Below are 26,118 nucleotides of genomic sequence, written 5' to 3'. Positions count from 1 at the left end.
CCGCGAGCCGCGATCCTGATTTTTTTGCACTGCAAGGCGCAAGGAACAAGCGGGTTGCGGTACAAGCAGAACAGCTTCCGGCCAGTCCCCATATCGCGTCGCGGGGACGACGGACGATACAGGATAAGGCATGTCGATCTTTTCGCGTCTCTTCAAATTCTCCTCGCAAGATATGGCCATCGACCTGGGCACCGCCAACACGGTGGTCTATGTGCGCGGTCGCGGCATCGTGCTGAACGAACCGTCGGTGGTGGCGGTCGAGACGCTGAACGGCGTGAAGCGGGTGAAGGCCGTCGGCGTCGACGCCAAGCTGATGATGGGCAAGACCCCGGATTCGATCGAGGCCATCCGTCCCTTGCGCGACGGCGTGATCGCCGACATCGACGTCGCCGAACAGATGATCAAGCATTTCATCACCAAGGTGCATGGCGGCAAGCACAGCCCCTGGCGCGCGCCCGAAATCGTGATCTGCGTACCGTCGGGTTCCACCAGCGTGGAGCGCCGCGCCATCCGCGACGCGGCCAGCAATGCCGGCGCGCGCCAGGTGTTCCTGATCGAGGAACCGATGGCCGCGGCAATCGGCGCCGACATGCCCGTGACCGAACCGATCGGTTCGATGGTGGTCGACATTGGCGGCGGCACGACCGAAGTTGCCGTATTGTCGCTGCGTGGTCTGGCCTACACCACGTCGGTTCGGGTCGGCGGCGACAAGATGGACGAAGCCATCGTGTCGTTCGTGCGGCGTCACCACAATCTGCTGATCGGCGAAGCGACGGCGGAACGGATCAAGAAGCAATATGGCGTGGCGCAGCCGCCCGAAGACGGCGTTGGCGAAACGATCCATATCAAGGGTCGCGACCTTGTGAACGGCGTTCCCAAGGAAATCAGCATCAATCAGGGGCAGATTGCAGACGCGCTGGCCGAACCGATCAGCACGATCGTCGAAGGTGTGCGCATCGCGCTGGAAAACACCGCGCCTGAACTGGCGGCGGACATCGTGGACCAGGGCATCGTCCTGACCGGCGGCGGCGCTCTGCTGAAAGGTTTGGACGACGAACTGCGCGACGAAACCGGCCTGCCCGTGACCATTGCCGAAGACCCGCTGACCTGCGTGGCGATCGGCACCGGACGCGCCATGGAAGACCCGATGTTCCGGGGCGTGTTGCAGACCGCCTGATCGAAAGGGAAGCGTAGATGGCGCGGCCACCCAGCCGACGCCCCGGACTGAACCGGAAGGCGCAATATAGCCTGTTCGCCAGCTATGTCGTGGCGGTCACGGGTGCTGCCATCGGCTTGCTGCTGGTCGTCGTTGCGATCTTCGATCCCACTGGCTTTGCGGGCATACGCACGGTCACGGCGGAAGCGACCCGGCCATTGTCCATGGGCCTCAAGAATATGGTGAGCGGCGTCGGATCCGTCGATGAAGTCCTGTCTGCTTATTGGCGGGCCGGCACGCAGAATGTCGCCCTGCGCCGACAGGTGGAATCCGACCGCAACCGCATCATCGAAGCAAAGGCGATCGCACAGGAAAATGCGCGCCTCAAACGCTTGCTGCGGCTGGTGGATGAGGATGGCAATGCACTGTTGAGCGCGCGGCTGATCGCCTCCTCCTCCTCCAGCGTGCGCCGTCTGGCGCGGCTGAGCGCGGGCCGGTGGCAGGGCGTGCGGCCGGGGATGCCGGTGCGCGCGGCCGAAGGGCTGATCGGGCGCGTGCATACGACCACGCCCAACACCGCCGAAGTGCTGTTGCTGACCGATACCGGCAATATCGTGCCGGTGCGCCGCGCCAATGACAGCGTGCCTGCCATTTCGACGGGCGCAGGCGACGGGTCGCTGGAAATCCGCGCATTGTCGGCCGAACGCAATCCATTCAAGCTGGGCGACCTGCTGGTCACGTCGGGCATTGGCGGCATTTATCAGCCCAACATCCCGGTCGCGGTCGTGGTGCGGGTTCAGGGCGAAATCGCCTGGGGCGTACCGCTTGCCAACCCTTCGCGTGTTGATGCCGTCGTGGTGGAAAAACCGTTCGAGGAGATGGTGACCCGGCCCGACCCGGCGATGGCAACCCCATCGGGCGGACCGGAAACGGCGCAACCCATGGCACCGGCGGCAAACGCAACCGCGCCATGATCGACCGGCACCTCAATCATGTGCCGCGCCTTGGCCGCCACCCTTCCCGCTTCCGGCTGGCGGGCATCCCTGTTGTCACGGTGCTGATAGGGTCGATGGTGACTGCGTTGCCACTGATCGCGCAGACGCCGGTCATGCCCCCGTTCGGCCTGCTGCTGCTGCTGTCGTGGCGGCTCTTGCGACCGGAATTGTGGCGTGCATGGATCGGCCTGCCGCTGGGCCTGTTCGATGATATGATGAGCGGACAACCGATCGGGTCGGGCATGTTCCTGTGGACCGTCATGCTCATCGGTGTCGATACGATCGAACAGCGCATGATCTGGCGCAGCTATCGGCAGGACTGGCTAATTGCCGCCGTCGCGATTATCTTCTGTATTACAGGTGGCCTGTTGCTGGCCCAGATTACGGGCGGAGGCGATGTGAGCTTGCTGTTGGTCGCGCCACAAATGCTCTGGACGATATTGCTGTTTCCCTTCGTCGTCCGGCAATGCGCCCGGATCGACCGCTGGCGCGTGATGGCATGAAATTCCTGACGTCCAAGCGCAAGATCATCACCGAAGCGGCCCAGACCTTCACCTTCACGCGCAGGGCCATGGTTTTGGGCGGGATACAGGGGACGATCGGCGCAGTGCTGGCCGGGCGGATGGCGTGGATCAGCGTCGCGGAAAATCAGAAATATAGCCTCTTGTCCGAAAGCAACCGGGTCAATCTGACGCTCATACCGCCGCGCCGGGGCTGGATCGTCGATCGCAACGGGCGACCGCTGGCCAATAACCGCACGGACTTCCGCGTCGATTTGATCCCGCAGCGCGTGGTCGATGCCGATGCGACCGTCCGCCACTTGGCGCAATTGCTGAGCCTCCCGTCCGACGAAGTCGATCGCATCCGCATGGAACTGGAAAAGTCCGCCGGTTTCCGCCCGGTGCAGGTCGCCGACAAGCTGACCTACGACCAATATGCCGCCGTCAGCGTGCGCCTGCCCGACCTGCCCGGCGTCACGCCCAGCCAGGGCTTTTCGCGCTATTATCCTGCCGGATCGACGGTTGGCCATCTGCTTGGCTATGTCGGCGCAGCGACGGCGGAAGATTATAAGGAACGGCGCGACCCGCTGCTCATCACGCCGGGGTTCAAGGTCGGCAAGGACGGGCTGGAAAAGGCGTTCGACCGCCATTTGACCGGAAAACCCGGCGCCAAGCGCGTGGAAGTCACCGCACGCGGCAAGATCGTGCGGGAACTCACCACCCGGCCCGACACGCCGGGCCGCGCGATCAAGCTGACGATCGACGCGGGGTTGCAGGAATATGCCGGGCGGCGGCTGGCGACACAGAGCGGCTCGGTCGTCGTGCTGGATTGCGCCAATGGCGACGTGCTGGCGATGGCGTCTATGCCCAGTTTCGATCCGAACAGCTTTTCCGACGGCATCAGCCAGCTGGAATGGGAGATGTTGTCGAAGGACGACCATGTCCCGCTGCGCAACAAGACGTTGCAGGGGCTGTATCCCCCCGGATCGACGGTCAAGCCGATGGTGGCGCTCGCTCTGCTCGAAGCGGGCATCGGGCCGCAGGAAACAGTAGGATGTTCCGGCGCGATCCGGGTCGGCAATACGCTGTTCCATTGCCACAAAAGGCGCGGCCATGGCGCCGTGAACATGCGTACGGCCATTGCCCAGAGCTGCGACATCTATTTCTACCAGATGGCGCAGCGCGTCGGCATCGATCGGATCGCGTCCATGGCCCGGCGCGTGGGCATGGGCCAGAAATTCGACCTGCCCTTCCCCAGCCAAAGTTATGGCACCGTGCCGGACCCGGCGTGGAAGATGAAGAAATACGACCAGAAATGGCAGGTGTACGACACCGTCAACGCCACCATCGGTCAGGGCTATATGCTCATCAACCCGCTCCAGATGGCGGTGATGGCCGCGCGGCTGGCGACCGGCAAGCAGTTGATGCCCAATTTCATCCATGGTGCGCAGCGACCAGCGCCTGCATCCGTGGGGGCTACGAACGAGCATCTGACCATAATTCGCGACGCGATGAGCGCCGTCGTCAATGGCGGCGGCACCGGCGGCGCGGCACGCATGTCGATCCCCGACGTGCTGATCGCTGGCAAGACCGGCACGGCGCAAGTGCGGCGCATCACCATGGCCGAACGCGCGGGCGGCGTGCGCGGCAACAGCTCGCTTGCCTTCAAGCTGCGCGACCATGCCCTGTTCCAGGGATTCGCCCCGTTTGACAATCCGCGCTACGCCGTCGCCTGCATCATAGAACATGGCGGCCATATGATCCGCAACGAGGACGCGCCGATGATCGCCAGCGATACGTTGTCCTATCTGTTCGATCCCAAGAAGGCGATGGAGAAGCTGGAGACGCTGGAAAAGGGCTGGGGCGGCACTCCGACCGAGCGGCAGGCCCGGCAGATGGGCGCATTCCGGCTGGCCAAGGCAATCGAAAAGGGCGAAGTGCCGCCGCCACAGGCGGATAATGATGCCGCGAACGCTGCCAACGCAATGAATGAAGCGGCGGCGCAACCTGCACCGACGCCTGCCCCATCCAATGAAGTCGATGACGCACCGCCGCCGCCCGGCAGCGATCCGGCAGGCACGCCATGAGCATAGTCCCTCATCCGCTCACCCAATTCCCCTGGCGTATCATGGCCCTGCTTCTGGCCATTGCAGGTTTTGGAACATTGGTTCTTTATAGCTCCGCCAATGGCAGCATCTTTCCCTGGGCCGTCAATCAGGCGGTGCGTTTCTGCGTCTTTTCGGTCATGGCACTGGTGCTAAGCCGCATCCCGATGGAGATATTCTCCCGCTTTGCGCTTCCGGCCTATGGCGCGGTGCTGGCTGCGCTCATTCTGGTCGAATTGATCGGCGGCGTCGCGGGCGGCAGCCAGCGCTGGATCAATCTGGGCTTCATGCAGTTGCAACCCTCCGAATTCATGAAGCCGATCATCGTTCTGGCGGTCGCGCGCTTCTACGCCATATTGCCAGTGAGCGAAATCCGCCGCTGGAACGCCATATGGCCCGCACTGGGGCTGATCGGCGTGCCATGGGCGCTGGTGCTGGTACAGCCTGACCTTGGCACCGCCACGATGATCGCGGCGGGCGGCATCACGGTAATGTTTCTGGCCGGCCTGCCGCTACGCCTATTCATCGGGTCGGGCCTGACGGTGGCGGCGGCCGTGCCGATCGCCTTCAGCTTCCTGCATGATTATCAGAAGAACCGCGTCCTCATCTTCCTCGATCCCGAAAGCGATCCGCTGGGCGCGGGCTATCATATCAGCCAGTCGAAGATCGCGATCGGATCGGGCGGCATCTGGGGCAAGGGCTTCCTGCAAGGAACGCAGAGCCATCTGGACTATCTGCCCGAAGGCCATACCGACTTCGTGTTCGCCACCATGGCGGAAGAATGGGGGCTGGCGGGCGGCGTGCTGCTGATCGGGGCGTTCATGCTGCTGTTCCGCTGGGGTATTCGCGTGGCGATGCGCACGACCGACAAATATGCGCGGCTGGTCGCGGCCGGGCTGACGACGACGATCTTCTTCTACGTCGCGATCAACCTGATGATGGTGATGGGCCTGGCGCCCGTGGTGGGCATCCCCCTGCCCTTCATGTCCTATGGCGGGTCGTCGATGCTGACAGTGATGCTGTGCGTAGGCATCATCATGGCCATCGACCGCTCCAACAAGCGTGGCACAAGGGCGGGAAACTGGGGCTAAACGACGGGAAGCAAAGTTTTTTGCGCCGCAACGCAATTTAGGGTTTGCGAATCCGCCCGACGCTGCTAATTGCCCGCCCACGCCAACGGGTACTGACCAGTTCAGACTGCCCGATGCCGGTGTGGACGCATAGCTCAGTTGGTAGAGCAGCTGACTCTTAATCAGCGGGTCCTTGGTTCGAGCCCAAGTGCGTCCACCATTTTTCCATATAAAATACAGCAACTTACCACACCCGGCGACGGGTCTTACACGCTGTCCGTGAGGGTCGCGTAAGAGCAGTGTAAGAGTGCGCTTCAAGCGTCCTACCCCCGCCCTATGCACTGACTAAGGGCGTGCCGGTGGGGGTATGTAGGGATTTCGCGACCGTCGGCCCCGATGGCCGCTCAAAAATTTGCGAGCACGTACAAATTCAAAATTGGTTCACCCGATGACTATCAGCTCTTTACGGAGCCGGCTTCGCCAAAAGTGCGATGGCTCCGGGGTTAGCGGCTGACATAGGGCAGTGGTCATCCTATGGTTCCGACAATGCAAAAATTGGCCCAGGAGTTTCAGGCGTTATGGCAACAGCGTTAACCGATCAAAATGGACTGTTCGGTGGACAGAATGCGACGCCTATTTTCGCTGAGGCCGACCTTCACAAAGCGCCTTGGGACGTGGCAAATTTCATTGTCAACGGCGACGCTCGAACCGTGCTGCGGGCCATGCCCTCGGAAATCGCGCAAGTGGCGGTCACCAGTCCGCCATATTTTGGCCAGCGCGACTACTCATCAGATCGGCAAATTGGCTCGGAGAACACTCCCGAGGAATATATCGAAGACCTCGTTGCGGTGATGAGCGATCTCAAGCGGGTCCTTCGTGCTGATGGAACGCTCTGGCTTAATCTCGGTGACAAATATCGTGAGGGTGCGCTTCTAGGAATGCCGTGGCGTGTGGCGCTCGCGATGATAGCAGACGGCTGGATACTTCGCTCTGACGTGATTTGGCACAAACCAAACGCCATGCCGCACTCGGTTAAGACGCGGCCGACGCACGATCACGAATACCTGTTCATGTTCAGCAAAGCCGCGACTTATCATTACGATGCAGACGCGATCCGTGAGCCGCACAAGACGTTTAGCGAAGATAGCAAAATGAAGGGCGGTAGAGGGCATTTCGGAAAAAGAGGTGGCACGCCCGAGGAGGGGAAAAATAACGGCAACGTAAATCTTCATGACGGTCGGTGGGATCAAGCATTTCACCCTTTGGGCAGAAACAAGAGAACTGTGTGGTCAATCCCGCTCGGAAAGTTTCGTGAGGCTCACTTTGCGGTGTTTCCACCAACTCTAGTTGAGCCATGCCTTCTCGCTGGTAGTGCCGCCAGCGACATTGTCATCGACCCGTTTTTCGGCTCGGGGACCACCGGCATGGTCGCTCTCAGCTCGGCTTTGTACGTTTTTGGTCAGGTCCAGGTCCAGAAGATGCTGTTTTCAGCGATGTGGTCGAGGGCTTGATCGAGGGGCAAGACGCATCCGCCCATATCGTCGATATCTTCCCATTTTCGCCGGTGTGACCAGTAGCCGAGCCTGATTTCGTCGCGCGTGCCGACAGGCTTGAGGCGGGCGATCGGTGCCTCGGTTTCCAGCAGATAGAGATGGTAAGCGCCCTTGTCCTCATACCATCCGACGCCGCCGCCGTTGGCCGCGTCGAACGTCTCGATGCGCAGAATGATTTCCTCGTCTTTCATGGTGCATCCATAGCTGCCGTCGGGTCACAGCATATTCGAGTCACCTCGCCGCATGGCAACAGCCTAAGCGTTGCAACGTGCTTCAGTCAGGATTCGAAGCATGGAATGCTGGACCAGAACAAGGCCGTTATCGGCGATCCCGTCCCCCAGATTCTGCGCCAATGGCTGCAGGCATGGCGTCCCTGCTTTACGGCTCCCAGTTGGGAGCATGTACTTGTTCTTGTGATGGGCGGCCTGCTGGCCACGGGCAAACGGACCGTTACGTCTTGCCTGCGTGTGACCGGCCGAGCCGATGCTGCCAACTTTGCAACCTATCACCAGATCCTCAACCGCGCCCGCTGGAGTTCGCGTGCCGTTGCCAGGCGTTTACTGGGCATTGTGGTCGAACGGCTCGTGCCCGATGGTCCTGTGGTCATCGGTATGGACGACACCATTGAACGGCGATGGGGGCGCCGGATCACCGCACGGGGTATCTACCGCGACCCGGTCCGCTCCAGTCACGGCCATTTCGTCAAAGCCAGCGGACTGCGCTGGCTCAGCTTCATGGTGCTCACCCCGGTGTCATGGACCCGCCTGATCAAGGCACTGCCAGTCTTGACGTTGCTCGCTCCTTCGGAACGATCGAACCGTCAACGCGGCTGTCGTCATAAATTGCTGACGGACTGGGCCCGGCAGGGCGCGCTGCAGCTGTCTCGCTGGCTGCCGGGTCGGCGGATCATCTTCATTGGCGACAGCAGCTTTGCTGTCCACGAACTGGCACATGCGATCGTCCGCCGGGCCACACTCATCAGCCGACTGCGGCTCGACGCCAACTTGTTTGCGCAGCCTGCGGGGCGAACGGCACGCACGATGGGGCGACCGGCGCAGAAAGGGCGAGCATTACCAAAACTCAAGACCCTGCTCGCCAACCCGGCGACACGCTGGACCAGCATTCTCGTCTCTGCCTGGTATGGCCATCTCAACGGCAAGATGCTCGAGATCACATCTGACATCGCCTTATGGTACAGGCCCGGCACTCCGGTCTTGCCGGTCCGATGGGTCCTGGTTCGCGATCCTGAAGGAAAGCGCGGCCCGCAGGCCTTCTTCAGTACCGACATCACCCTCGAGCCCGCCGAGATAATCGCCCTCTACGTCCGCCGATGGCAGATCGAGGTCACCTTTGCCGAAACCCGCGCGCACTTGGGTGTCGAGACACAGCGCCAGTGGACCGACAAAGCCATAGCGCGAACCACGCCGGCGCTGCTGGGTCTCTACAGCCTTATATCGCTATGGGCCTGCGATCTGTTGACCACTAAAAGCACCCCTTATTCCGCCGCGTGGTATCGAAAAACCAGCCTGACATTCAGTGACGCCATCGGAGCCGTCCGCCTCCAACTCTGGGTCGGAGACATTAATCAACACTCCCCGCCGCACCCAGAACCGCACTATATTCCCACAACCCGCCTAAAACGCATGGCTCAGGCACTATGCTTCGCTACCTGATCGTACAAAGTCGAGCTCAGAGGCTGACTCATAAAGAAGCGTTTTGATTACAGTCGCGTGCGATTCTGCGGGTGATTTGGTTGACGGATGCGATGAAAAGCCAGGTGGTGGCGCTTTCGATGGTTCGCTCGAAGTCCTTGGCGAGGCGGCGGTTGCGGTTCAGCCATGCGATTGTCCGCTCGACTACCCAGCGGCGTGGCAGAAGCTTGAAGCCCTTGGCGGCGTCGGAGCGCTTAATTATGTCCAAGGTCCATGTGCCGATTTTGGTGAGCGCGGTGCGCAGTTTGTCCCCGGCATATCCCCCATCGGCGAAGACGTGACGCAACCACGGGAAGGTTTGGCGGATGCTGGCAAGGACGTCAGGCGCACCGTCGCGATCCTGGATATCGGCGGTGTGAACGATGGCACCGACCAGCAGGCCCTGCGTGTCTGTGACGATGTGCCGTTTGCGACCCTTGATCTTCTTGCCCGCGTCAAAGCCCCGTGGGCCGCCACTTTCTGTCGTTTTCACACTTTGGCTATCGATGACACCCGCGCTGGGAGAAGCTTCCCGACCCATCGCTTCACGTGCCATTAGCAGCAGGGCGTGGTTGATCGATTTCCACACACCCATTGCGCTCCATCGGTAGAAATAATGCTGTACAGTGGTCATGGGCGGAAATAGCCCTGGCGGCAGCATCCGCCACGGCAGGCCGCCCCGAAGCAGATAAAGGATCGCCTCGACAATCTGCCGGTAATCCCAAACTGGCGGACGACCGAGCTTCGAACGCGGTGGGAGCAGCGGTTCCAAAATCGCCCATTCCGCGTCAGTCAGATCACTTGGCAAAAGCAGTTCGGCTCTGGCATACTGCCGCCGGGTGGTGTCGGTCCACATGTGTCACTCCGTCGTCGTTTCGCAACTCCGACTGAATCACATCTCGCTGATATCACCCAACTTCTTTTTCGGTCAGCCTCTCAATCGCGGGCGCAGGTTCATCGGTGTTGAAGTTAATGCCGAATATTGCGAGATGGCACAACGCCGCTTGATTACGTGAGCGCAGCGAATATCGGCAGCCTTTGTTGAAGTTCCGCGACAAGCAGCGGCTCCACCTCCAAAATCTGATTTGGGTTTTTGTTGATGTAAATGTTGTCAGCACAGGCCAGTCCAGTCAGGTCTCCGGTCCAGCTTTCGGCGATTATTATTGGTAACAATCAAAACCCGCTGACTGAGCAGCAGCGATCGACTTGTGTATGTCGCGGGTGAAAAGGAGCGCATGGCCTCCACCCATTGTTTCACGGGTTTTCACCGGGATTAGTATTTGTCCGGAAGTGCCAACGACGCTCACGTCGAACGTCTCACCTTCGAGCCGAATTTCTACTTCACTAACAGTTAGCTTCGCGCCAGCAGCGGCAAAAATGCTGTTCAGACTTCGCCGGACAATGGCTTCAAAGAGCGTGCCCTTAATAGCCCGCCGACTACCTTCGAGCCGATCGATTACGACTTCAGATATTGCGTTCCAATCCCATTTCGCCGGCTGCGGAAATATCTCGCCAACATACGCTCTGACCACGTTCAAAATTGCCGCACGCTTTGCGATTACGGTGTTCCCGGTCATGGAAGAGACCATTGGACGAAGGCGCTGTTCTGGCGCATCGCGGAGGACCCATCCCAAAAGAAGCCACTTTCCCTTGTCGGGCGCATAGGGTCGCGCGATACCGTCGTAGATCGCTACGTTGGCGGGAAGAGGTCTGCGAAGGTACGCAGTGATGGCTTGCTTGTGGATCGGCGTGCAAAAAGGACCCGGTTAGCGGGGTGATCGGCGTCCAAAAGGGAACCACCATTCCGATGGTTTAGACAGCAGCCTGGTTTTTCAGGTGGCGAGATCGGGATGTTGGTGGTGGAGACAGTTGTACGGATCAGGCGCGAGCACGCAGGTGGCAAGGCGATCAGGGAGATCGCGCGGGATCTGCGGCTGTCACGCAAGGTGGTGCGCAAGGCGATCAATGCTCTGGAAGGTGCGTTTGACTATCATCGCACGGTTCAGCCGCTGCCTCGGATCGGACCCTTTCAGGAGCAGCTCGATACGCTGCTGAGCGAGAACGAAGCGCGGCATCGGCGTGACCGGCTGCGGATGACGCGGATCTACGATCTGCTGCTGCGAGAAGGGTTCGAGGGTTCGTATGATGCAGTGCGGCGCTACGCCCGGCGCTGGGCGGATGGCCGACGCAAGGATCCCGGCGGCGACGTGCCCGCGTTCATTCCGCTGCTGTTCAAGCCGGGCGAGGCATACCAGTTCGACTGGAGCCACGAGGATGTAGAGATCGCAGGCAAGCCGATGCGCGTGAAGGTAGCGCACATGCGGCTATGCGCGTCGCGGGCCGTGTATGTGCGAGCCTATCCGCGTGAGACGCAAGAGATGGTGTTCGACGCCCATGCCCGCGGCTTTGCGTTCTTCGGCGGGGTGCCGTTGCGCGGCATCTACGACAACATGAAGACCGCGGTGACGACGGTCTTTGTTGGCAAGGAGCGCGTGTTCAACCGCCGGTTTTTGGTCATGGCCGATCATTATATGGTCGAGCCGACCGCCTGTTCGCCAGCGGCAGGCTGGGAGAAGGGGCAGGTCGAGAACCAGGTCCAGACGATCCGCGGCCGCTTTTTCCAGCCTCGGCTGAAGTTCGCCAGCATCGAGGAACTGAACGGGTGGCTTGAGGCAGAATGTCTGCGCTGGGCCGCGATGCACGCGCATCCCGAGCAAAAGGACATGACTGTCGCGCAGGCGCTGGAGGCCGAACGGCCCGTACTGCAACCGATGCTGTCGCCGTTCGACGGCTTTCACGAGACGAGCCACGCGGTCACCGGCACATGCCTGATCAGCTTTGACCGCAACCGCTATTCTGTGGCGGCGCGGACGGTGCGCCGTGCGGTTCAGGTGCGCGCCTATGCCGACCGGATCATAGTCCGCTTGGGGGACGAGATCGTCGCCGAACACCCGCGCTGCTTTGGGCGCGACCGCACGATTTACGATCCATGGCACTATCTGCCGGTGCTGGTGCACAAACCCGGCGCCCTGCGCAACGGCGCACCATTCCTTGACTGGGCGCTGCCACCAGCGCTGGCCCGGTTGCGGCGCAAGCTGGGCAGTGGGGACGAAGCCGATCGCCGTTTTGTCCGCGTGCTTGCTGCCATATCCACCGATGGGCTGGAGGCTGTCGAGGCCGCCATCGGCGAAGCGTTCGATACCGGCGCTGCCAGCGACGAGGTGATCCTCAATATTCTGGCGCGCCGCCGCGAACCGCCAGCAGATCAGCCAATGAGCGTGGTGGTCGACCTCAAGCTCAAGCATCCGCCCCGCGCCGATTGCGCGATCTATGATACGGTGCGAGGCCACAATGCAGCGGCATGAGATGATCGACGCCATGCGCGCGCTGGGCCTCAAGGGAATGGCCAGCGCGTTCGATGAGGCGGTAACCACTGGCGTGCAACGCCAGCGCACCACGCCCGAGATCCTGACCGATCTGCTGCGCGCCGAAGCCGCCCACCGTCACGCCGCCTCGATCCGCTACCGCATGAGTGCGGCCAAACTGCCGGTGATCAAGGATCTTGATGCGTTCGTGTTCGACGGTACGCCTATCAACGAGGAACTGGTCCGCGCGCTGCACGCCGGATCATTCCTGCCCGGCAGGCGCAATATCGTACTGGTTGGCGGCACCGGAACCGGCAAGACTCACTTGGCAATCGCCATTGCCGCCAGCGTCGTGCGCGCAGGCGCCCGTGGCCGCTACTTTAACACCGTTGATCTGGTCACCCGGCTCGAGGATGAGGCGCGCATCGGCAAGGCCGGCGCACTCGCTGCCCAACTCAGCCGCATCGAACTCGTCGTGCTTGATGAACTGGGTTATCTGCCGTTTGCTCGCTCCGGCGGCCAGTTGCTGTTCCACCTGATGAGCAAACTCTACGAAAAGACCTCAGTGATCATCACCACCAACCTGGCATTCGGCGAATGGCCCACGGTGTTCGGCGATCCCAAAATGACCACCGCGTTGCTCGATCGCACCACCCACCATTGCGATATCATCGAGACCGGCAACGACAGCTGGCGCTTCAAACACCGCAACTGACCCAGCCTCAAAAGCCCCCATAAAAATTGCTTCGCGCTGGCGCTGCCTCCGGTCGGGCTACGCCCTCCCTACGCCAGCGCCAGCGCGAAATCCGCGCCCGGCATCAACCCCAGCGCAACGCCGCAAGGTGGTTCCCTTTTGCACGCCGATAGTGGGTCCCGTTTGGACGCCGATTGACAGCCGGACAGGTAGGGAACCCCGCCGAGAACGGCCCCGGCAGTCCGTTCGTCGCCTGCCTCAATCGCCTTCTGGATGAACCCCATCCGCTGACCTTCCGGCAGCGAATGGACATACGACCGAATTTCGCCAGCCATTGCGCCAACGCCCCTGCCCTCAAGCGGCTGGGACAGGTCGCGCTCAAGCCCCTCGACCACGCGCGTCAGGTTGCTGGTGGCGCTGTCGAACCGCTTGGCGAGGTTGCCGCTCAGCTTGTCCGCGAAGTTCTGCGTCTCAATGAGGGCGGCGGCTTCCGTCCATGCCGGGTTCGTTTTGCCCGCCTCGCGCGCATCGTGGACCCGCCCGACCGCAATATAGGCTTCGTTGAACGCGGCTTCGGTCCCGGCAAGAACGCTGGCGGTATCATCGTCGTATGCGTCAATCGCCTGCACAGTATCAGGATGAAAAGACGGGGTGACGCGAGTATCAATATTATCGGACATTTGGACCTTCACTTTCGGATGAAAGATACACTGCCCTTACACGGTAGCTATTCGTGCAGTAGTTCCGCAATATGGTCGCAATAAAAACAAATAGTTCCGCTTTTACATGCACCATCGACCGTCTTATTGCTGGTTAGATGGCCGCGGGAACGTAGCAACCGTAGCAGTGCCGTAGCAGCCGCTTTGCTACGATTGCTGACCACAAAAAGCGCGCATTTGTGCGGGGTTACGGGGCTAGGCCGGGGAATCGTAGCAAAGTAGCAGCCCGCAGCGCGTTTGCGGGGAAAAGGGTAGTTCCGGTTCAGTAAGATAAAGAATAATACTGAAATTACTCCTTTGTCGCTACGCTACGATTGCTACCCCGGCCCCGCACCCCCCCCCTGCTACGGCTACGATTGCTACGATTCCGGCAAACCCCAGCATTTCGCGGGTTTGGGGCTGCTACGATTGTAGCAAACCCCCGAAATTCCGCTGCTACGATCTGCTACGATTCCGGCCCTGCATGTGGTCAGCTATATTGCGCAATCACTTGCGGAGCGATGACGACATACCGTTTCTTGGTTCCCGGATATTGCATGAGGCGGACGCGCCCAAGATCGTGAAGAAGCTCAAAGGCATCATCAATCCGCTTGCCTCCCCTTAGCGCGCCCGGCCCCATGCGGCGGGCAGTGTTCACCGTCATTTCCCATGCCCGCTTCTCCCAGCCCGCCTCCTTGTATTTCTGGATGAGCCAGCCCTCCAACAATTCAGCGTTGCGCACCTCCTGGGTAGCCTCCGCCTGCCGTCCAAAGCGCACCGCCTCGTTCAGATACCAACGCATCAGCGCACAAGCGTCCGCCATTGTCTTCCGGTCGATGAGGTTGTGGTTAGGCTTAGCGAAGACGTGCAGACAGCACGCGATGCGCGCAGCATTCTCAGCCGCTTTGCTCGCTACATCCCGAATGCCCGAATAAATGCCATCCCCGCCCAGATATTCCTCAACCTGATTGAGGAAGTTGATCCAAACGGATTGAGCATTCTCGTCAAACCTGATGTGATTGGTAATCAGTCTGCCCAACTCATCCGTCGCGGCAGGAGCTTGCAAGAGCAGCATTGCGCGCTGATGAAAATCAGCCAGACCCAGCATCGGTCCTGGCTCCTTATAGAAGCGCGTCCCCATTGTCGTTTCGGGGTGGCTGAACAAAAAGCGCGCGAGAAACCCGATGCCGCGCGCCAGCCCGTCATTCTGGCTGATGAATTTCTGCATCAGGTTGGGCTGGAGCATCAAACCCATTGTAACGCGGACACTTTCAAGGTTGATTTCGCCACGCCCAATGCGTCCTTCCACGATGGGTCCACCGTCCCACAAGCTATTCGTCTGCGCCATGCTGCGCGTCACCTGCTCGGGCTTCATGGCATGAGAACCGAAGACAACACCGGCTTCAGAACTGATGACAGCAGCGATGGGATAATCGCTTAGGTGCTTTAGCAACGCTTCGGACGTATCGTCCCCGCGAAGCATTCTCGGTGTCGCCCCCGGCTTCTGCGGCGGGTCACCCCGTTCGCCCTCTTGCCTATCCCATGCTTCCCATTCCTGCTGATATTCGGCGTCCAGTCGCTTCTTCTCTTGCCGTTGCCGAGCTTCCCAATCACGAATGGGCCTCATAAACTCGCTATCGACCGCCGTTTTTCGTTCACCACTTTCCGCCACCGTTAGGAAGAACAGTGACGCAGGGCCGTGCAAGCGCCCATTGCGGCTGACGCTGAATTGGGTTTGGACGACTGCGGACACGGCTGACAGAGCAGAGGCAGCGACCAGTGCCACCGGCGCCTGGCTGTGGTCAGCAACCTCCTGCACGGCCTGCTTGATGATACTGGGCAGCCGCTCAACAGGGTAATCCTGAGAATGGCTATCCTGACGGAGCGGCTTCGGGTCCCAGCCCGCATTGCGCATGGCTTCCGCGTGCGCGGCATCGGACATGTCAGCCATGACGCACCTCCTGCCGGGTCGGGCTAGAGGGGGATTTCTGCCCAACGCCATCTGCATCGGGCGAATTTTTACGCGGCGTTGGAAATTGTGCGAAAGCGCTCGGGGGTTGCGGACCTACGGCGCGGCCCTGTAAATTACGCATGTCGCTGGTCTTTCGACGAGGATTGGGGACTTTCGGATGGGGCGGTCGGGTGTTGCTGGGCATCCGGCCGCTTTTCGCGACCGCTGCCTTACGCATCGCCGGGGTGGCTCACGGTTGCAGCGCTGGTGCTGTCGAACTTGCGCGCGGCCTTCCACGCATCGACGTCTGCCGGGTCATAAGCGACACCAGCTCGCGGGGAATTGCCCAGCTTGATATAACGAGGGCCTTTGCCCTTACAGCGCCAGAACTTGAGCGTTCCGGGCGTGACGCCAATCAGCGCAGCGGCTTCATTGTTGTTGAGAACTTTGAAGGACATTCAACTGACTCCGGCGAAGCCATGCGCGCGCTCCTAGAGCGTCAGGCAGGCTAATTCGCTGTGGTCATCAGCACCAAAGGAACACCCTCTGGCAGAATGTCCGGGGACTAAGAGGGCAAGCCTCCCGCATACCGGCTGCGTTGCGGGGACAGTAGATTTGAGTGCCCCGTCCCCGGCACTGCAACAACACTGTTAGCATAAGGTAACTGGCAAATGTTGGATAAAATGCTGCGTCCGCTGTCCCGAACCGGGAGCGGGTAATCGGCAAAGATCAGGTCGGCAGATTTTTGTTTCGTAAACCGATCAGGGGGTGATTTGGCGGGGCCGGCTTCGACCGATTTTGCCTGAAATGCGCAATTTGGGCTGGCTGGGCCGACCTTCGCTGTAAGGCGGCGTGGGGCGCGATCGCCGCACTGCCGCCCCTAACCCTGCGGCGCGCCGGTGCCGCCCCTGTGCGCTCGGCTGTGTGGGGACCGCCGTGCATCACGCTCGCTGGGGCAGCGCGACCACGTTGCCAGCGGCGGCGACCAACCCCTGCTGCTCGATCCAATCGCCGATCTGCTGCGCTTCCTTGTGGAGCCAGGTCAGTGTCGTCAGGTCGAGATAGTTGGTTGCGGTCACGTCCTCCTTGCTGGGCTTGTGGCCGGTCAGCATGTCGGTCTCGAATTTGCCTACGCGGCATTCACGCATGGCGATGTTGCTGAACGTGCGGCGCAGGTCGTGCAGCGACAGGTGCTTGCCAGCGACCTTGCTCACCGCTTCCATAGCGGCGCGGGCGTCCATAATCCGACCAGCCTTGCTCCACGACGGAAACACAAACGGGCTTGGCTCCGGGTCGTCCTCGTTCACCTTGGGCTTCGGCAGTCGCAGCTTGAGCAGCGCCACGGCCTGCGACGACAAGGGCAGCCAGATGGGCGTGCCACGCTTGCGCTCGGTCAGATGCCAGCGGCAGTCGGACGGGTTGTGGTCATCAATATGCACGCGATCCCATGTCAGGGCAGCGGCTTCATCACGACGAGCGCCGGTCAACAGAAGGAAGATTGTCAGGTCGATACCGGCAAGCGCGTCCCGGCTGCGCGGGTCCGCGCGCGCCTCGGTTAGCATGTTCCAAACCTCGCCCACCTTCGCCTACTCGATATAGCGTTCGGTGCGATCCCCGGTCGGTGCCCAGTGATGCTTGAGCGCAGCAACGGGGTTGCGGGCGATTAGCGGCTCACCGTCAGCGCGGCGGTATTCGTCCATCGCAAAGTTGATGAGGATGCGCAGCGTCACGAACGCCGCGTTGGCGCTGGCTGGCGCTGCCCTTTTGCCTTCCAGCCCATTATCAACAATTTCGCGGTGGCGCTCCTGCACCATCTCGCGCGTGATGCTGGCAATGGGCTTATCCTTCCACTTGGCAAAGACCTTCTCGACGTGTCGCTTGTATTCCGCCGCTGTGCTGGCTTTCAGTTTACCGGGCCGCGAGGTGTAGGTGGTGCAAACGTCCATAAGCGTGACCTTCGCAGCTTCGTCCGCCTTTTTCACGTCGCGAGGGTCAATCCCGTCCTCGAACTGGTGCTTGTATTCCTCCGCACGGCGGCGAGCGTCATCGACCGTCCACGCCCCGTAGCTGCCAATGGTAAGGCGGGCTTCCTTGCTCTGCCCCGATACCGTGCCCTGCACGATGAAGCTCGCAGCGCCGGACGCGGTGACGCGCAGGCCGAATCCCTTGGTCTCCGTGTCGAAGTAGATGACCGTGCCGGTGCCGGGCTTACGCACCCGGTCAATGCTGGTCTTGGTGAGCTTGAGCTTAGGCATGGAATTCCTCGTGTAAGACCTTTGTAAGAGTGCGCAGCAAACTTACACTAGCTTACACTAACAGCCCAACATCAACAAACGGCTAATTTCCAATGGTTTATGCACTTATGCCGACCTGCGCTAATTTGTGCTAACGCCGTTGGGGCCAAACTCTTAATCAGCGGGTCCTTGGTTCGAGCCCAAGTGCGTCCACCATTTTTCAGACAGATACTAACGCTCTGCCTCCCTCACCTGACGGCATTGCATGATTGCGGACCTGCAATCAGACGCTTGCCCGGAGCGTGGCCACTCTCCCGGTCAGCCTTCACTCCCGCATGAAGCGCCAGCGATCAGCGTCGCTTTCCTCCGCGTCCCAGCGATAGCCATCGCTGTCGAAACCGCGCATGGCGTCCACATCAGTGACATGATGTTCGCACAGCCAGCGCGCCATCATGCCGCGCGCGCGTTTGGCGTTGAAGCTGACGAAGCGCGGGCCGTTCGGTCCGGGTTCGCGAAACTCCACCTCGATCACCCGAACGCCGGGCAGCTTGTCCGCCACGGCTGTATAATATTCCTGGCTGGCCAAGTTAAGCACAGTGCCGGACCCTTCCTGCGCAACCTGCGTCATCAGCAGGGCTGCGATGCGGTCACCCCACCAGTCGGTCAGCCGCTTGTGGCGTGGCGCCCATTTCGTTCCCATTTCCAGTCGGTAAGGCCGGATTGCGTCCAGCGGCCGGAGCAAGCCATATAGGCCCGACAGCATCCGCACATGATCCTGCGCGAAAGCGATCCCCGCTTCGTCCAGCGAATGGGCCTCGAACCCGGTATAGACGTCGCCGGCAAAGGCGAACAGCGCCGCGCGTTCCGGCAGTTCGGCAAAATCGGCGAACCGGTCCGCATTGAGCTTGGCAAGGCGCGGCGAGATATGCATCAATTCCGCAAGCCGCTTTTGCGAAAGATTGGCAGCCGACTTGGCCAGACCCAGCGCTTCCTGCGCGAAATGCGGGGTCGTGGGGGACAGCGGCGGCAGCGCACAATCGAAATCGAGCGTCTTGGCGGGGGAAAGCAGGGCAATCATCCCGGTTCCGTAGCGGTGTCGGACACGCGCGTCAAAACCCTTGCCCATGCCCTTTGATGCAGGCCGATCCGCCTATGGCACGTCACGACATTTCGTTCCCTGCCCAGTGTAAATATAGTCAGGGAACGTGCAGCATCGCCGCGCATTGGCCACCCGACAGGAGGGTGCCATGACCTATAACGAGAAAATGACGCTGATGGCGCGGATCGGTTTTGCTGCGCGCGGCCTCGTCTACATCATGGTCGGCTGGCTGGCGCTGGATGTTGCGGCAAATGGCGGGGAAACGACCGATAATCAGGGTGCGCTCGGCACCTTGGCCAATGCGCCGCTGGGTCATGCCTTGCTGGCCATTTGCGCAATCGGCTTTGCCGGTTACGCGATATGGCGCCTGACCGAAGCGATCACCGACCCGGAAAACCGCAGCCGCACTATCAAGGGCAAGTTCGAACGGGCAGGCTATGCTTTTAGCGGGCTGACCCATGTCGGGCTGGCCACCGCCGCCGCGCGCCTCGCGCTCAAACAGACAAGGGCGCAGCATGGCAGCCCAGGCGATGCCAGCGCGGAAAGCTGGTCGGCCTGGCTGCTGACACAGCCCGGTGGCGTCGTGCTGCTCGTACTCGCTGGCATCGCACTGTTCGCAGTCGCCGGGGCGCAAGCGGTCAAGGCTTATAAGGCGCGCTTTACCGAACTGGATGGCGATGTCCCCGCCCCCCATTATGTCCGCTGGATCGGGCGGCTGGGCTATGCCGCTCGCGCACTGATCTTCGCGATCATCGGCTGGTTCATCATTTCCGCCGCGCTCAATCAGGACGCCGACCGGGCCGGGGGACTGGGCGAAGCGCTCAAGCAATTGCGCGCGCAATCGGAAGGACCGGCGATTTTAAGCGCGGTCGCCCTTGGCCTCTGCCTGTTTGGCATATTCAGCCTGATAGAGGCGCGTTATCGCCGGATCAGGGTGAAGAAACCCGACTTCCTGCAATGACCCATATTCACGGCGCTGTTGCGCATGAACATCGGTTCATGGACCGAATTGCCATTCAAATCGTTTCTGAAACAACCCGCTCTTTCGAGCGCAACAGTTTGAGGACGACATGAGTGAATTCGTCGCAAGTGAAGGCAAGTCCACCGTTTCGGTCGGAATTGCCGATCTGGACAATATCTTGGGCGGCGGCCTGACCGCCAATCGCGCCTATCTGCTGGAAGGAACCCCCGGCAGCGGCAAGACGACCATCGCGCTGCAATTCCTGCTGGAAGGCGCGCGGATCGGCGAACGTGGCCTGTATATCACCCTGTCCGAAACATCGGCCGAACTGCGCGAAGTGGCCCGCAGCCATAACTGGAGCCTGGACGACATCGAATTGTTCGAACTGGTCAGCGGTGATGGCCTTGACCCCGAGGCCGAGCAATCGATTCTGGAGCCTTCAGAAGTCGAGTTGGGCGAGACGATTCAGGGTGTCATGGAATGTGTCGATCGCATCATGCCCGTGCGCGTCGTGTTCGACAGCCTGTCCGAAATGCGCCTGCTCGCACAAAATTCGCTGCGCTATCGCCGTCAGATCCTGGCGTTGAAGCAATATTTCTCGCTGCGCAAATGCACCGTGCTGATGCTGGACGACCGCAGTTCGGACCCCAACGACCTGCAACTGCACAGCATCGCCCATGGCGTCATCACGCTGGAACAGGCTGCGCAGGAATATGGCACGGAACGGCGGCGCCTGCGCGTGGTCAAGATGCGCGGCGTCAAATATCGCGGCGGCTATCATGACTTCGTGATCGAAACCGGCGGCGTCGCGGTGTTCCCGCGCCTGGTCGCGTCCGAACATCATACCGACTATGTCGAACAACTGGTGTCGACGGGTCTGGATCGGCTCGACCAGATGCTGGGCGGCGGCATTTCGGTCGGCACCAACCTGCTGTTCAACGGGCCTTCGGGCGTCGGCAAGACCAGCACGGCGGTGCAATGCGGCCTCAGCGCAATCGCACGCGGTGAAAAGGCGGCCTATTTCCTGTTCGATGAAGGGCGCGCCACCATGCTGACCCGCGCGCGGGCGATGGGCATGAATTTGCAACCCCATCTGGATAGTGGCGCGTTGACCGTCACGCAAATCGACCCGGCGGAACTGTCGCCCGGCGAATTTGCCAGCTGGGTGCGCAAGGCGGTGGAAGAAGATGGCGTCCGGTTCGTCGTGATCGACAGCCTGAACGCCTTTTTGCAGGCGATGCCGGGTGAAAAATTCCTGGTCCTGCAAATGCACGAAATGCTCAGCTACCTGAACCAGCAGGGGGTCATCACCGTCCTGATACTGGGCCAGCATGGCATCATCGGCGATGTCCGGTCTGACGTGGACCTCAGCTACCTGTCCGACACCATCGTCCTGTTCCGCTATTTCGAGGCGCGCGGCGAAATGTTGAAAGCCGTGTCCGTGGCCAAAAGCCGCACGACCCCGCACGAAGCGAGCATCCGTGAATATCGGCTGGGACGCACCGGCATCACGATCGGCGAACCGTTGCGCGATTTCGAAGGCGTGCTGACGGGATTGCCTACCTACAACGGCGGCACCCCGCTGCTGGCGGCGGAACCGGCGGCCAGCGATACATGATCGTGGAAAACCGTATCCTGTTGCTTGCCCTGCGGGGGCGCGACGCTCCCGTCATAGAAGCGCTGCTGTCGAAGCAGCATTATGCCAGCACGATTTGCGCCAGCGCGGATGCCCTCAGCAGCGAACTGATCATCGGGGCGGCAACTGCCATCATTACCGAGGAATCGCTGGCGGGCGCGGATCGTGGGGATCTGGACATCTGGGTGCAGCAGCAACCGCCATGGTCGGACTTTCCGTTCATCCTGCTTGCCACCCGGCGCGCGGGGCATCGTTCGCGCGAAGCCATGCTGGTGCTGGAACGGCTGGGCAATGTCATCGTGCTGGAACGGCCGATCCACAGCGAAACCCTGGGCAGCGCCGTCCGCTCCGCCATGCGCGTGCGCCGCCGCCAATATGAAGCGCGTGAGCGGCTGGCCGCGCTTCAGTCCGCCGAGGAACGGCTGACCCAGCTCAACGGCAATCTGGAAGCGCGGATTGCTGACCGGACGAGCGAATTGTCACGCACCAACAACATGCTGATGGAGGAAGTGGCCGAACGCGAACGGGCGCAAACGGCACTGGTCCAGTCGCAAAAGATGGAAGCGGTCGGCCAGTTGACCGGCGGCATCGCGCATGACTTCAACAATCTGCTGACGGTGGTGTCCGGCAATCTGGAAATGATCGAGCGCCGGTCCGACGACGACCGGATATTGCGGCACGCCCGCTTCGCATCGCAAGCGACGGACCGGGCCGCGAAACTGACGCATCAATTGCTCGCCTTTTCCCGAACGCAGCAACTGGCGCTCGCCCCGCTCAGCATGAACGCGCTGGTCGATGGCATGGCCGATCTTCTGGCACGGACCATCGGGCCACGCATCGACCAGCGACGGTCGCTGGCATCGACCCAGCCCTGGGTCATGGCGGACGCCCATCAGCTTGAACTGGCGGTGCTGAACCTCGCCATCAACGCCCGCGACGCCATGCCCGACGGCGGCATATTGACGATCGAGACGGACGTGGGGCATCACACCCCCGACGGCCTTGCAGCGGGCGATTATGGCGTCGTGCGGGTGCGCGACAATGGCACCGGCATCCCCCGCCATCTCCTGACCAAAGTGTTCGATCCCTTCTATACGACCAAAGCGCTGGGCAAAGGCACCGGACTTGGCCTTAGCCAGGTATTCGGCATCGCGCGGCAATCGGGCGGTGTCGCCCAGATCGAAAGCGTGGAGGGCAATGGAACGACGGTCAGCATCTGGCTGCCGCTTACTCATGCGCCTGCCGTCGATGCTACCCATGCCGATCCCGTGTCGCGCTCCAGCTATAGCGACAAGAAATTATGCGTTCTGGTGGTCGATGATGACGAAGGCGTGCGCCGCTTCGTGGTCGAAGGTCTGGAAATGTTCGGATATCAGGTGATGCAGGCAGCGTCCGGCAAGGATGCCATGGCGCAAATCGACGCGCATATCCCCGACATGATGATCGTGGATTTCGCCATGCCCGGCATGAGCGGTATCGAAGTCGCAGAAGCCGCACAGGCAATGGCACCGCAACTGCCCATCGTCATGGTGACGGGATATGCGGAGGAAGGAGTATCGGCCGACACCAGCCTGGTCCGCCATATCCTGCGCAAGCCGTTCAAGATGGACGACCTTATCGCCACCCTTGGCCAGATCACGGCGGATGCGGCCTGAACGTCGCCTGCCCCATCACCCATGATGCGGCAGGCGACGCAAAGCCGAAAAATTCAGCGCGATCCGCCATAGCCCGGCAGCATATCCACCGTGACCCAACCCTGCACATAATTGGCATAATAGAGGCCGAACAACAGTGTCGCGAGAATCGTCGCGCGCAACGCGACGACACCCGGCCGGAAATTGCTCGGCGCGCTGTCCGCCTGCCCCTTCACCATGATTTCCCCCGTTTCATCCGGCGTGCGGATGCCCAAGGGCAGCATGATGAAGGCGCTGATCACCCAGAACAGCAGGTAGATGGCAAATATGGCGTAGGTGTTCATGACCCCGGACTACGCCCGAATGAGCAACACGTCCACTACCGGCTTCTTGCCGGTCCAGCGTGTCGCGGTGCGCCGCACGGCCAGGCGGATGCGTTCGCGCACGGCGTCCTCCTCCTGATTGCCCTTGGGAACCACGGCTGCCGCTTCCTGCGCCGCTTCGGTCAGGAATGCCTCCTTGTCCTCCTCGACCGGCACCCCCTGCGTGCGCAACACGGGGCTGCCGACCAGCTTGCCCTTGCGGTCGATCGCCACGGCAATGCTGATCTGGCCATGCAGGCCCAGCTTGCGCCGTTCGTTGATGGTCGCACCATCAGCGGGCAGGATGACGTCGCCGTCCAGCACCAGACGGCCGACATCCTGCTTGCCCAGCATCCGGGGTGCGCCCGGCGCCAGTCGCAACAGGTCGCCATTGGACTGGACCACGGCGTGCGGCACGCCGCTGGCAATGCCCAACCGCGCCTGTTCCGCCATATGCCGCCGCTCGCCATGGACGGGCAGCAGGATTTGCGGGCGGATCCAGCCATACATGGCTTCCAATTCGGGGCGACCGGGGTGGCCCGACACATGGACTTCGGCCTGACGATCCGTGACCATCAGGATATTCTTCATCGCCAGCGCATTTTGAATACGGCCGATCGCCATTTCATTGCCCGGAATCTGCTTGGACGAAAATACGACCATGTCGCCTTCGCTCAGCTTGATCGGATGGCTGTCGAACGCGATGCGGGCCAGCGCCGCGCGCGCTTCGCCCTGCCCGCCGGTGGCGATGATCATCACTTCGTCACGGGGCAGCGACATGACATCGTCCCAATCGACCGTGGGCGGGAAATCCTTGAGATAGCCTGCCGCCTTGGCGGTCGAAATGATCCGGTCGAGCGAACGCCCGGCCACGCATACCTTGCGCCCACAAGCAGCGGCCACTTCGCCCAGCGTCTGCACCCGCGCCGCGTTGGAAGCAAAGGTGGTGACCAGCACCCGGCCCTTGGCGCTCGCCACGGTCTGCATCAACCCTTCGCGCACATCGCCTTCGGAACCGCTGGCCTTGTCGTTGAACACATTGGTGCTGTCGCACACCAGCGCCAAAATGCCCTCATCGCCGATCGCAGTCAGTTCCGCCGGGGTCGATGGCTGGCCCAGCAGCGGCTTGTCGTCCAGCTTCCAGTCGCCGGTGTGGAAAATCCGGCCATAGGGCGTGTCGATCAGCACCGCATTGCCTTCGGGGATCGAATGGGCCAGCGGCACATAGCGGAAACCGAACGGGCCGAGGTTGAAGCTGCCTTCATTGGGAATGACGTGCAATTTCACGTCCTTCGACAGGCCTTCTTCCTCCAGCTTCAACCGGATCAGGCCCGCCGTGAACGGCGTGGCATAAAGCGGCACGCCAAGGTCGGCGGCCAGATAGGGAATCGCGCCGATATGATCTTCATGCCCATGCGTCAGCACGATGCCGAGCAGGTCGTCACGCCGTTCCTCGATAAAGCTCAGGTCCGGCAGCACCAGTTCGATGCCCGGATAGCTGGGATCGCCAAAGGTCATGCCGAGATCGACCATGACCCATTTACCCTGGCAACCGTACAGGTTCACATTCATGCCAATCTCGCCCGACCCGCCAAGGGCCAGAAAGAGCAGCTCATCTTTGGGTGTCATTCTGTTCTAAAACTCCGTTCGTGCATCAGCGCGAGGCCCTGAACCGTCAGGTCCGGCGCGATCGCATCGAAAATATCGCTGTTGTCGTTGAAGATGACGGCTAAGCCCCCCGTTGAAATCACTCTGGTCGGTCGACCGATCTGCGCGCGCATACGGGCGACCAGCCCTTCCATCATCGCTACATAGCCCCAAAAGACGCCGATGTGCATCTGTGCTTCGGTGGTGCGGCCAATAACGGACCGATTTTCTGGCGGGGCGATGGCGATCTTGGGCAGCTTTGCCGCCGCCGCGACCAGCGCATCGAGCGAAAGGTTGATCCCCGGCGCGATTATGCCGCCCTTATAAGCGCCGCTATAATCGACCACGTCAAATGTCGTCGCGGTGCCAAAATCGATGACGATCAGGTCGCCTGCATAAAGATGGTGCGCAGCGATGACATTTACAACCCGGTCGGCCCCGACCGACCCCGGCTCCGCCACGTCCAGTTCGATGCCCCATTCGACTGGCGCCTGCCCGGCGACCAGCGCGCTCGTCTTGAAATATTTTTCCGCCAGCACCTGCAAATTATGCAGCGCGCGCGGCACCACCGTCGCGATGATGACTGCGTCGACATCGGCGAGCTTAAAGCCTTCCAGCATCAGCAACTGGTTCAGCCAGACGGCATATTCGTCCGCCGTGCGGCGCGGATCGGTCGCGATGCGCCAGCGCGCACGGATGTCCCGGCCGTCGAGCAGCGCGAAAACCACATTGGTATTGCCCGCGTCGATCGCGAGAAGCATTGGCCG

Annotated in this window: 24 protein-coding genes and 1 tRNA gene; 13 read left to right on the top strand and 12 right to left on the bottom strand. The window is 61.2% G+C overall.

Annotated elements, in window-relative coordinates; genetic code table 11:
- Positions 1-130 precede the first annotated feature (130 nt).
- From SPBM01_RS03640 to SPBM01_RS03610, 7 genes are all read left to right on the top strand, one after another.
- On the top strand, positions 131-1,177 hold the full coding sequence (locus SPBM01_RS03640; protein WP_188064045.1) for a rod shape-determining protein: 1,047 nt from the start codon (positions 131-133) through the stop codon (positions 1,175-1,177).
- A gap of 17 nt (positions 1,178-1,194) precedes the next feature.
- Positions 1,195-2,130 carry a rod shape-determining protein MreC gene (mreC, locus tag SPBM01_RS03635; RefSeq protein ID WP_188064044.1) on the top strand — a complete coding sequence of 312 codons (936 nt, stop codon included), beginning with the start codon at positions 1,195-1,197 and terminating at the stop codon, positions 2,128-2,130.
- Complete coding sequence (mreD, locus tag SPBM01_RS03630; RefSeq protein WP_188064043.1) at positions 2,127-2,654, top strand: rod shape-determining protein MreD; 528 nt, start codon at positions 2,127-2,129, stop codon at positions 2,652-2,654. The genes mreC and mreD overlap by 4 nt, the downstream gene beginning before the upstream one ends.
- Positions 2,651-4,738: a penicillin-binding protein 2 gene (gene mrdA / locus SPBM01_RS03625; RefSeq protein WP_223177770.1), complete on the top strand. Its 2,088-nt coding sequence runs from the start codon at positions 2,651-2,653 to the stop codon at positions 4,736-4,738. Before mreD ends, mrdA begins: the two co-directional genes overlap by 4 nt.
- Positions 4,735-5,847 carry a rod shape-determining protein RodA gene (rodA, locus tag SPBM01_RS03620; protein ID WP_188064041.1) on the top strand — a complete coding sequence of 371 codons (1,113 nt, stop codon included), beginning with the start codon at positions 4,735-4,737 and terminating at the stop codon, positions 5,845-5,847. Before mrdA ends, rodA begins: the two co-directional genes overlap by 4 nt.
- Before the next feature lie 123 nt (positions 5,848-5,970).
- Positions 5,971-6,046: transfer RNA gene (locus tag SPBM01_RS03615), tRNA-Lys, on the top strand.
- Between the two features lie 358 nt (positions 6,047-6,404).
- Positions 6,405-7,337 carry a DNA-methyltransferase gene (locus SPBM01_RS03610; protein WP_188064040.1) on the top strand — a complete coding sequence of 311 codons (933 nt, stop codon included), beginning with the start codon at positions 6,405-6,407 and terminating at the stop codon, positions 7,335-7,337.
- Here SPBM01_RS03610 and SPBM01_RS03605 read toward each other — a convergent pair.
- Complete coding sequence (locus tag SPBM01_RS03605) at positions 7,286-7,570, bottom strand: hypothetical protein (RefSeq protein WP_188062313.1); 285 nt, start codon at positions 7,568-7,570, stop codon at positions 7,286-7,288. The genes SPBM01_RS03610 and SPBM01_RS03605 overlap by 52 nt on opposite strands.
- A gap of 105 nt (positions 7,571-7,675) precedes the next feature.
- Between SPBM01_RS03605 and SPBM01_RS03600 the strand changes: the two genes are divergently transcribed.
- Positions 7,676-9,052, top strand: coding sequence for a transposase (locus SPBM01_RS03600; RefSeq protein WP_188062259.1), 1,377 nt, complete (start codon positions 7,676-7,678; stop codon positions 9,050-9,052).
- A 28-nt stretch (positions 9,053-9,080) separates the two neighbouring features.
- Here SPBM01_RS03600 and SPBM01_RS03595 read toward each other — a convergent pair whose 3' ends face one another.
- Together SPBM01_RS03595 and SPBM01_RS03590 are read right to left on the bottom strand one after the other, a co-directional pair.
- Positions 9,081-9,926, bottom strand: coding sequence for an IS5 family transposase (locus SPBM01_RS03595; protein ID WP_188062258.1), 846 nt, complete (start codon positions 9,924-9,926; stop codon positions 9,081-9,083).
- Positions 9,927-10,230: 304 nt separating this feature from the next.
- On the bottom strand, positions 10,231-10,647 hold the full coding sequence (locus SPBM01_RS03590) for a hypothetical protein (protein WP_188064039.1): 417 nt from the start codon (positions 10,645-10,647) through the stop codon (positions 10,231-10,233).
- 273 nt (positions 10,648-10,920) lie between these two features.
- Here SPBM01_RS03590 and istA point away from each other — a divergent pair, with 273 nt between their 5' ends.
- Both istA and istB read left to right on the top strand, forming a co-directional pair.
- Entirely contained in the window at positions 10,921-12,435 is a 1,515-nt protein-coding gene (gene istA, locus SPBM01_RS03585) for an IS21 family transposase (protein WP_188061984.1), read from the top strand.
- Complete coding sequence (gene istB, locus SPBM01_RS03580) at positions 12,422-13,150, top strand: IS21-like element helper ATPase IstB (protein ID WP_188061983.1); 729 nt, start codon at positions 12,422-12,424, stop codon at positions 13,148-13,150. The genes istA and istB overlap by 14 nt, the downstream gene beginning before the upstream one ends.
- A gap of 68 nt (positions 13,151-13,218) precedes the next feature.
- On the opposite strand, the gene SPBM01_RS03575 is transcribed toward istB, so the two are convergent.
- The 6 genes from SPBM01_RS03575 to yaaA all read right to left on the bottom strand — a co-directional run bounded on the left by SPBM01_RS03575 (position 13,219) and on the right by yaaA (position 19,090).
- Positions 13,219-13,809, bottom strand: a complete 591-nt coding sequence (locus SPBM01_RS03575; protein ID WP_188064038.1) for a hypothetical protein — start codon at positions 13,807-13,809, stop codon at positions 13,219-13,221.
- A gap of 508 nt (positions 13,810-14,317) precedes the next feature.
- A complete protein-coding gene (locus SPBM01_RS03570) occupies positions 14,318-15,778 on the bottom strand; it encodes a YfjI family protein (protein WP_188064037.1) in 1,461 nt (486 codons plus the stop codon).
- 230 nt (positions 15,779-16,008) lie between these two features.
- Positions 16,009-16,236, bottom strand: a complete 228-nt coding sequence (locus tag SPBM01_RS03565) for a helix-turn-helix transcriptional regulator (protein WP_188064036.1) — start codon at positions 16,234-16,236, stop codon at positions 16,009-16,011.
- 483 nt (positions 16,237-16,719) lie between these two features.
- On the bottom strand, positions 16,720-17,340 hold the full coding sequence (locus SPBM01_RS21720; protein ID WP_223177769.1) for a tyrosine-type recombinase/integrase: 621 nt from the start codon (positions 17,338-17,340) through the stop codon (positions 16,720-16,722).
- A gap of 24 nt (positions 17,341-17,364) precedes the next feature.
- The gene (locus SPBM01_RS21715) at positions 17,365-18,033 is read right to left on the bottom strand and encodes an Arm DNA-binding domain-containing protein (protein WP_223177767.1); all 669 of its coding nucleotides are present in this window, start codon (positions 18,031-18,033) and stop codon (positions 17,365-17,367) included.
- Positions 18,034-18,337: 304 nt separating this feature from the next.
- Positions 18,338-19,090, bottom strand: coding sequence for a peroxide stress protein YaaA (gene yaaA, locus SPBM01_RS03555; RefSeq protein WP_188064035.1), 753 nt, complete (start codon positions 19,088-19,090; stop codon positions 18,338-18,340).
- 169 nt (positions 19,091-19,259) lie between these two features.
- On the opposite strand from yaaA, the gene SPBM01_RS03550 reads away from it, so the two are divergent.
- From SPBM01_RS03550 to SPBM01_RS03540, 3 genes are all read left to right on the top strand, one after another.
- A complete protein-coding gene (locus SPBM01_RS03550) occupies positions 19,260-20,072 on the top strand; it encodes a DUF1206 domain-containing protein (protein ID WP_188064034.1) in 813 nt (270 codons plus the stop codon).
- 109 nt (positions 20,073-20,181) lie between these two features.
- Positions 20,182-21,690, top strand: coding sequence for an ATPase domain-containing protein (locus tag SPBM01_RS03545; protein ID WP_188064033.1), 1,509 nt, complete (start codon positions 20,182-20,184; stop codon positions 21,688-21,690).
- Positions 21,687-23,363 carry a response regulator gene (locus SPBM01_RS03540; RefSeq protein WP_223177766.1) on the top strand — a complete coding sequence of 559 codons (1,677 nt, stop codon included), beginning with the start codon at positions 21,687-21,689 and terminating at the stop codon, positions 23,361-23,363. The genes SPBM01_RS03545 and SPBM01_RS03540 overlap by 4 nt, the downstream gene beginning before the upstream one ends.
- Before the next feature lie 53 nt (positions 23,364-23,416).
- Here SPBM01_RS03540 and SPBM01_RS03535 read toward each other — a convergent pair whose 3' ends face one another.
- The 3 genes from SPBM01_RS03535 to SPBM01_RS03525 are packed head-to-tail and all read right to left on the bottom strand — an operon-like array spanning position 23,417 to position 26,112.
- Positions 23,417-23,686, bottom strand: coding sequence for a DUF1467 family protein (locus tag SPBM01_RS03535; RefSeq protein ID WP_188064032.1), 270 nt, complete (start codon positions 23,684-23,686; stop codon positions 23,417-23,419).
- 9 nt (positions 23,687-23,695) lie between these two features.
- Entirely contained in the window at positions 23,696-25,333 is a 1,638-nt protein-coding gene (locus SPBM01_RS03530; protein WP_188064031.1) for a ribonuclease J, read from the bottom strand.
- Entirely contained in the window at positions 25,330-26,112 is a 783-nt protein-coding gene (locus SPBM01_RS03525) for a type III pantothenate kinase (RefSeq protein ID WP_188064030.1), read from the bottom strand. The genes SPBM01_RS03530 and SPBM01_RS03525 overlap by 4 nt, the downstream gene beginning before the upstream one ends.
- Between the last annotated feature and the right edge of the window lie 6 nt (positions 26,113-26,118).

This window comes from Sphingobium sp. KCTC 72723 (assembly GCF_014280435.1).
Taxonomy (GTDB): domain Bacteria; phylum Pseudomonadota; class Alphaproteobacteria; order Sphingomonadales; family Sphingomonadaceae; genus Sphingobium.
This window is presented reverse-complemented; position numbering and strand designations above follow the sequence as displayed.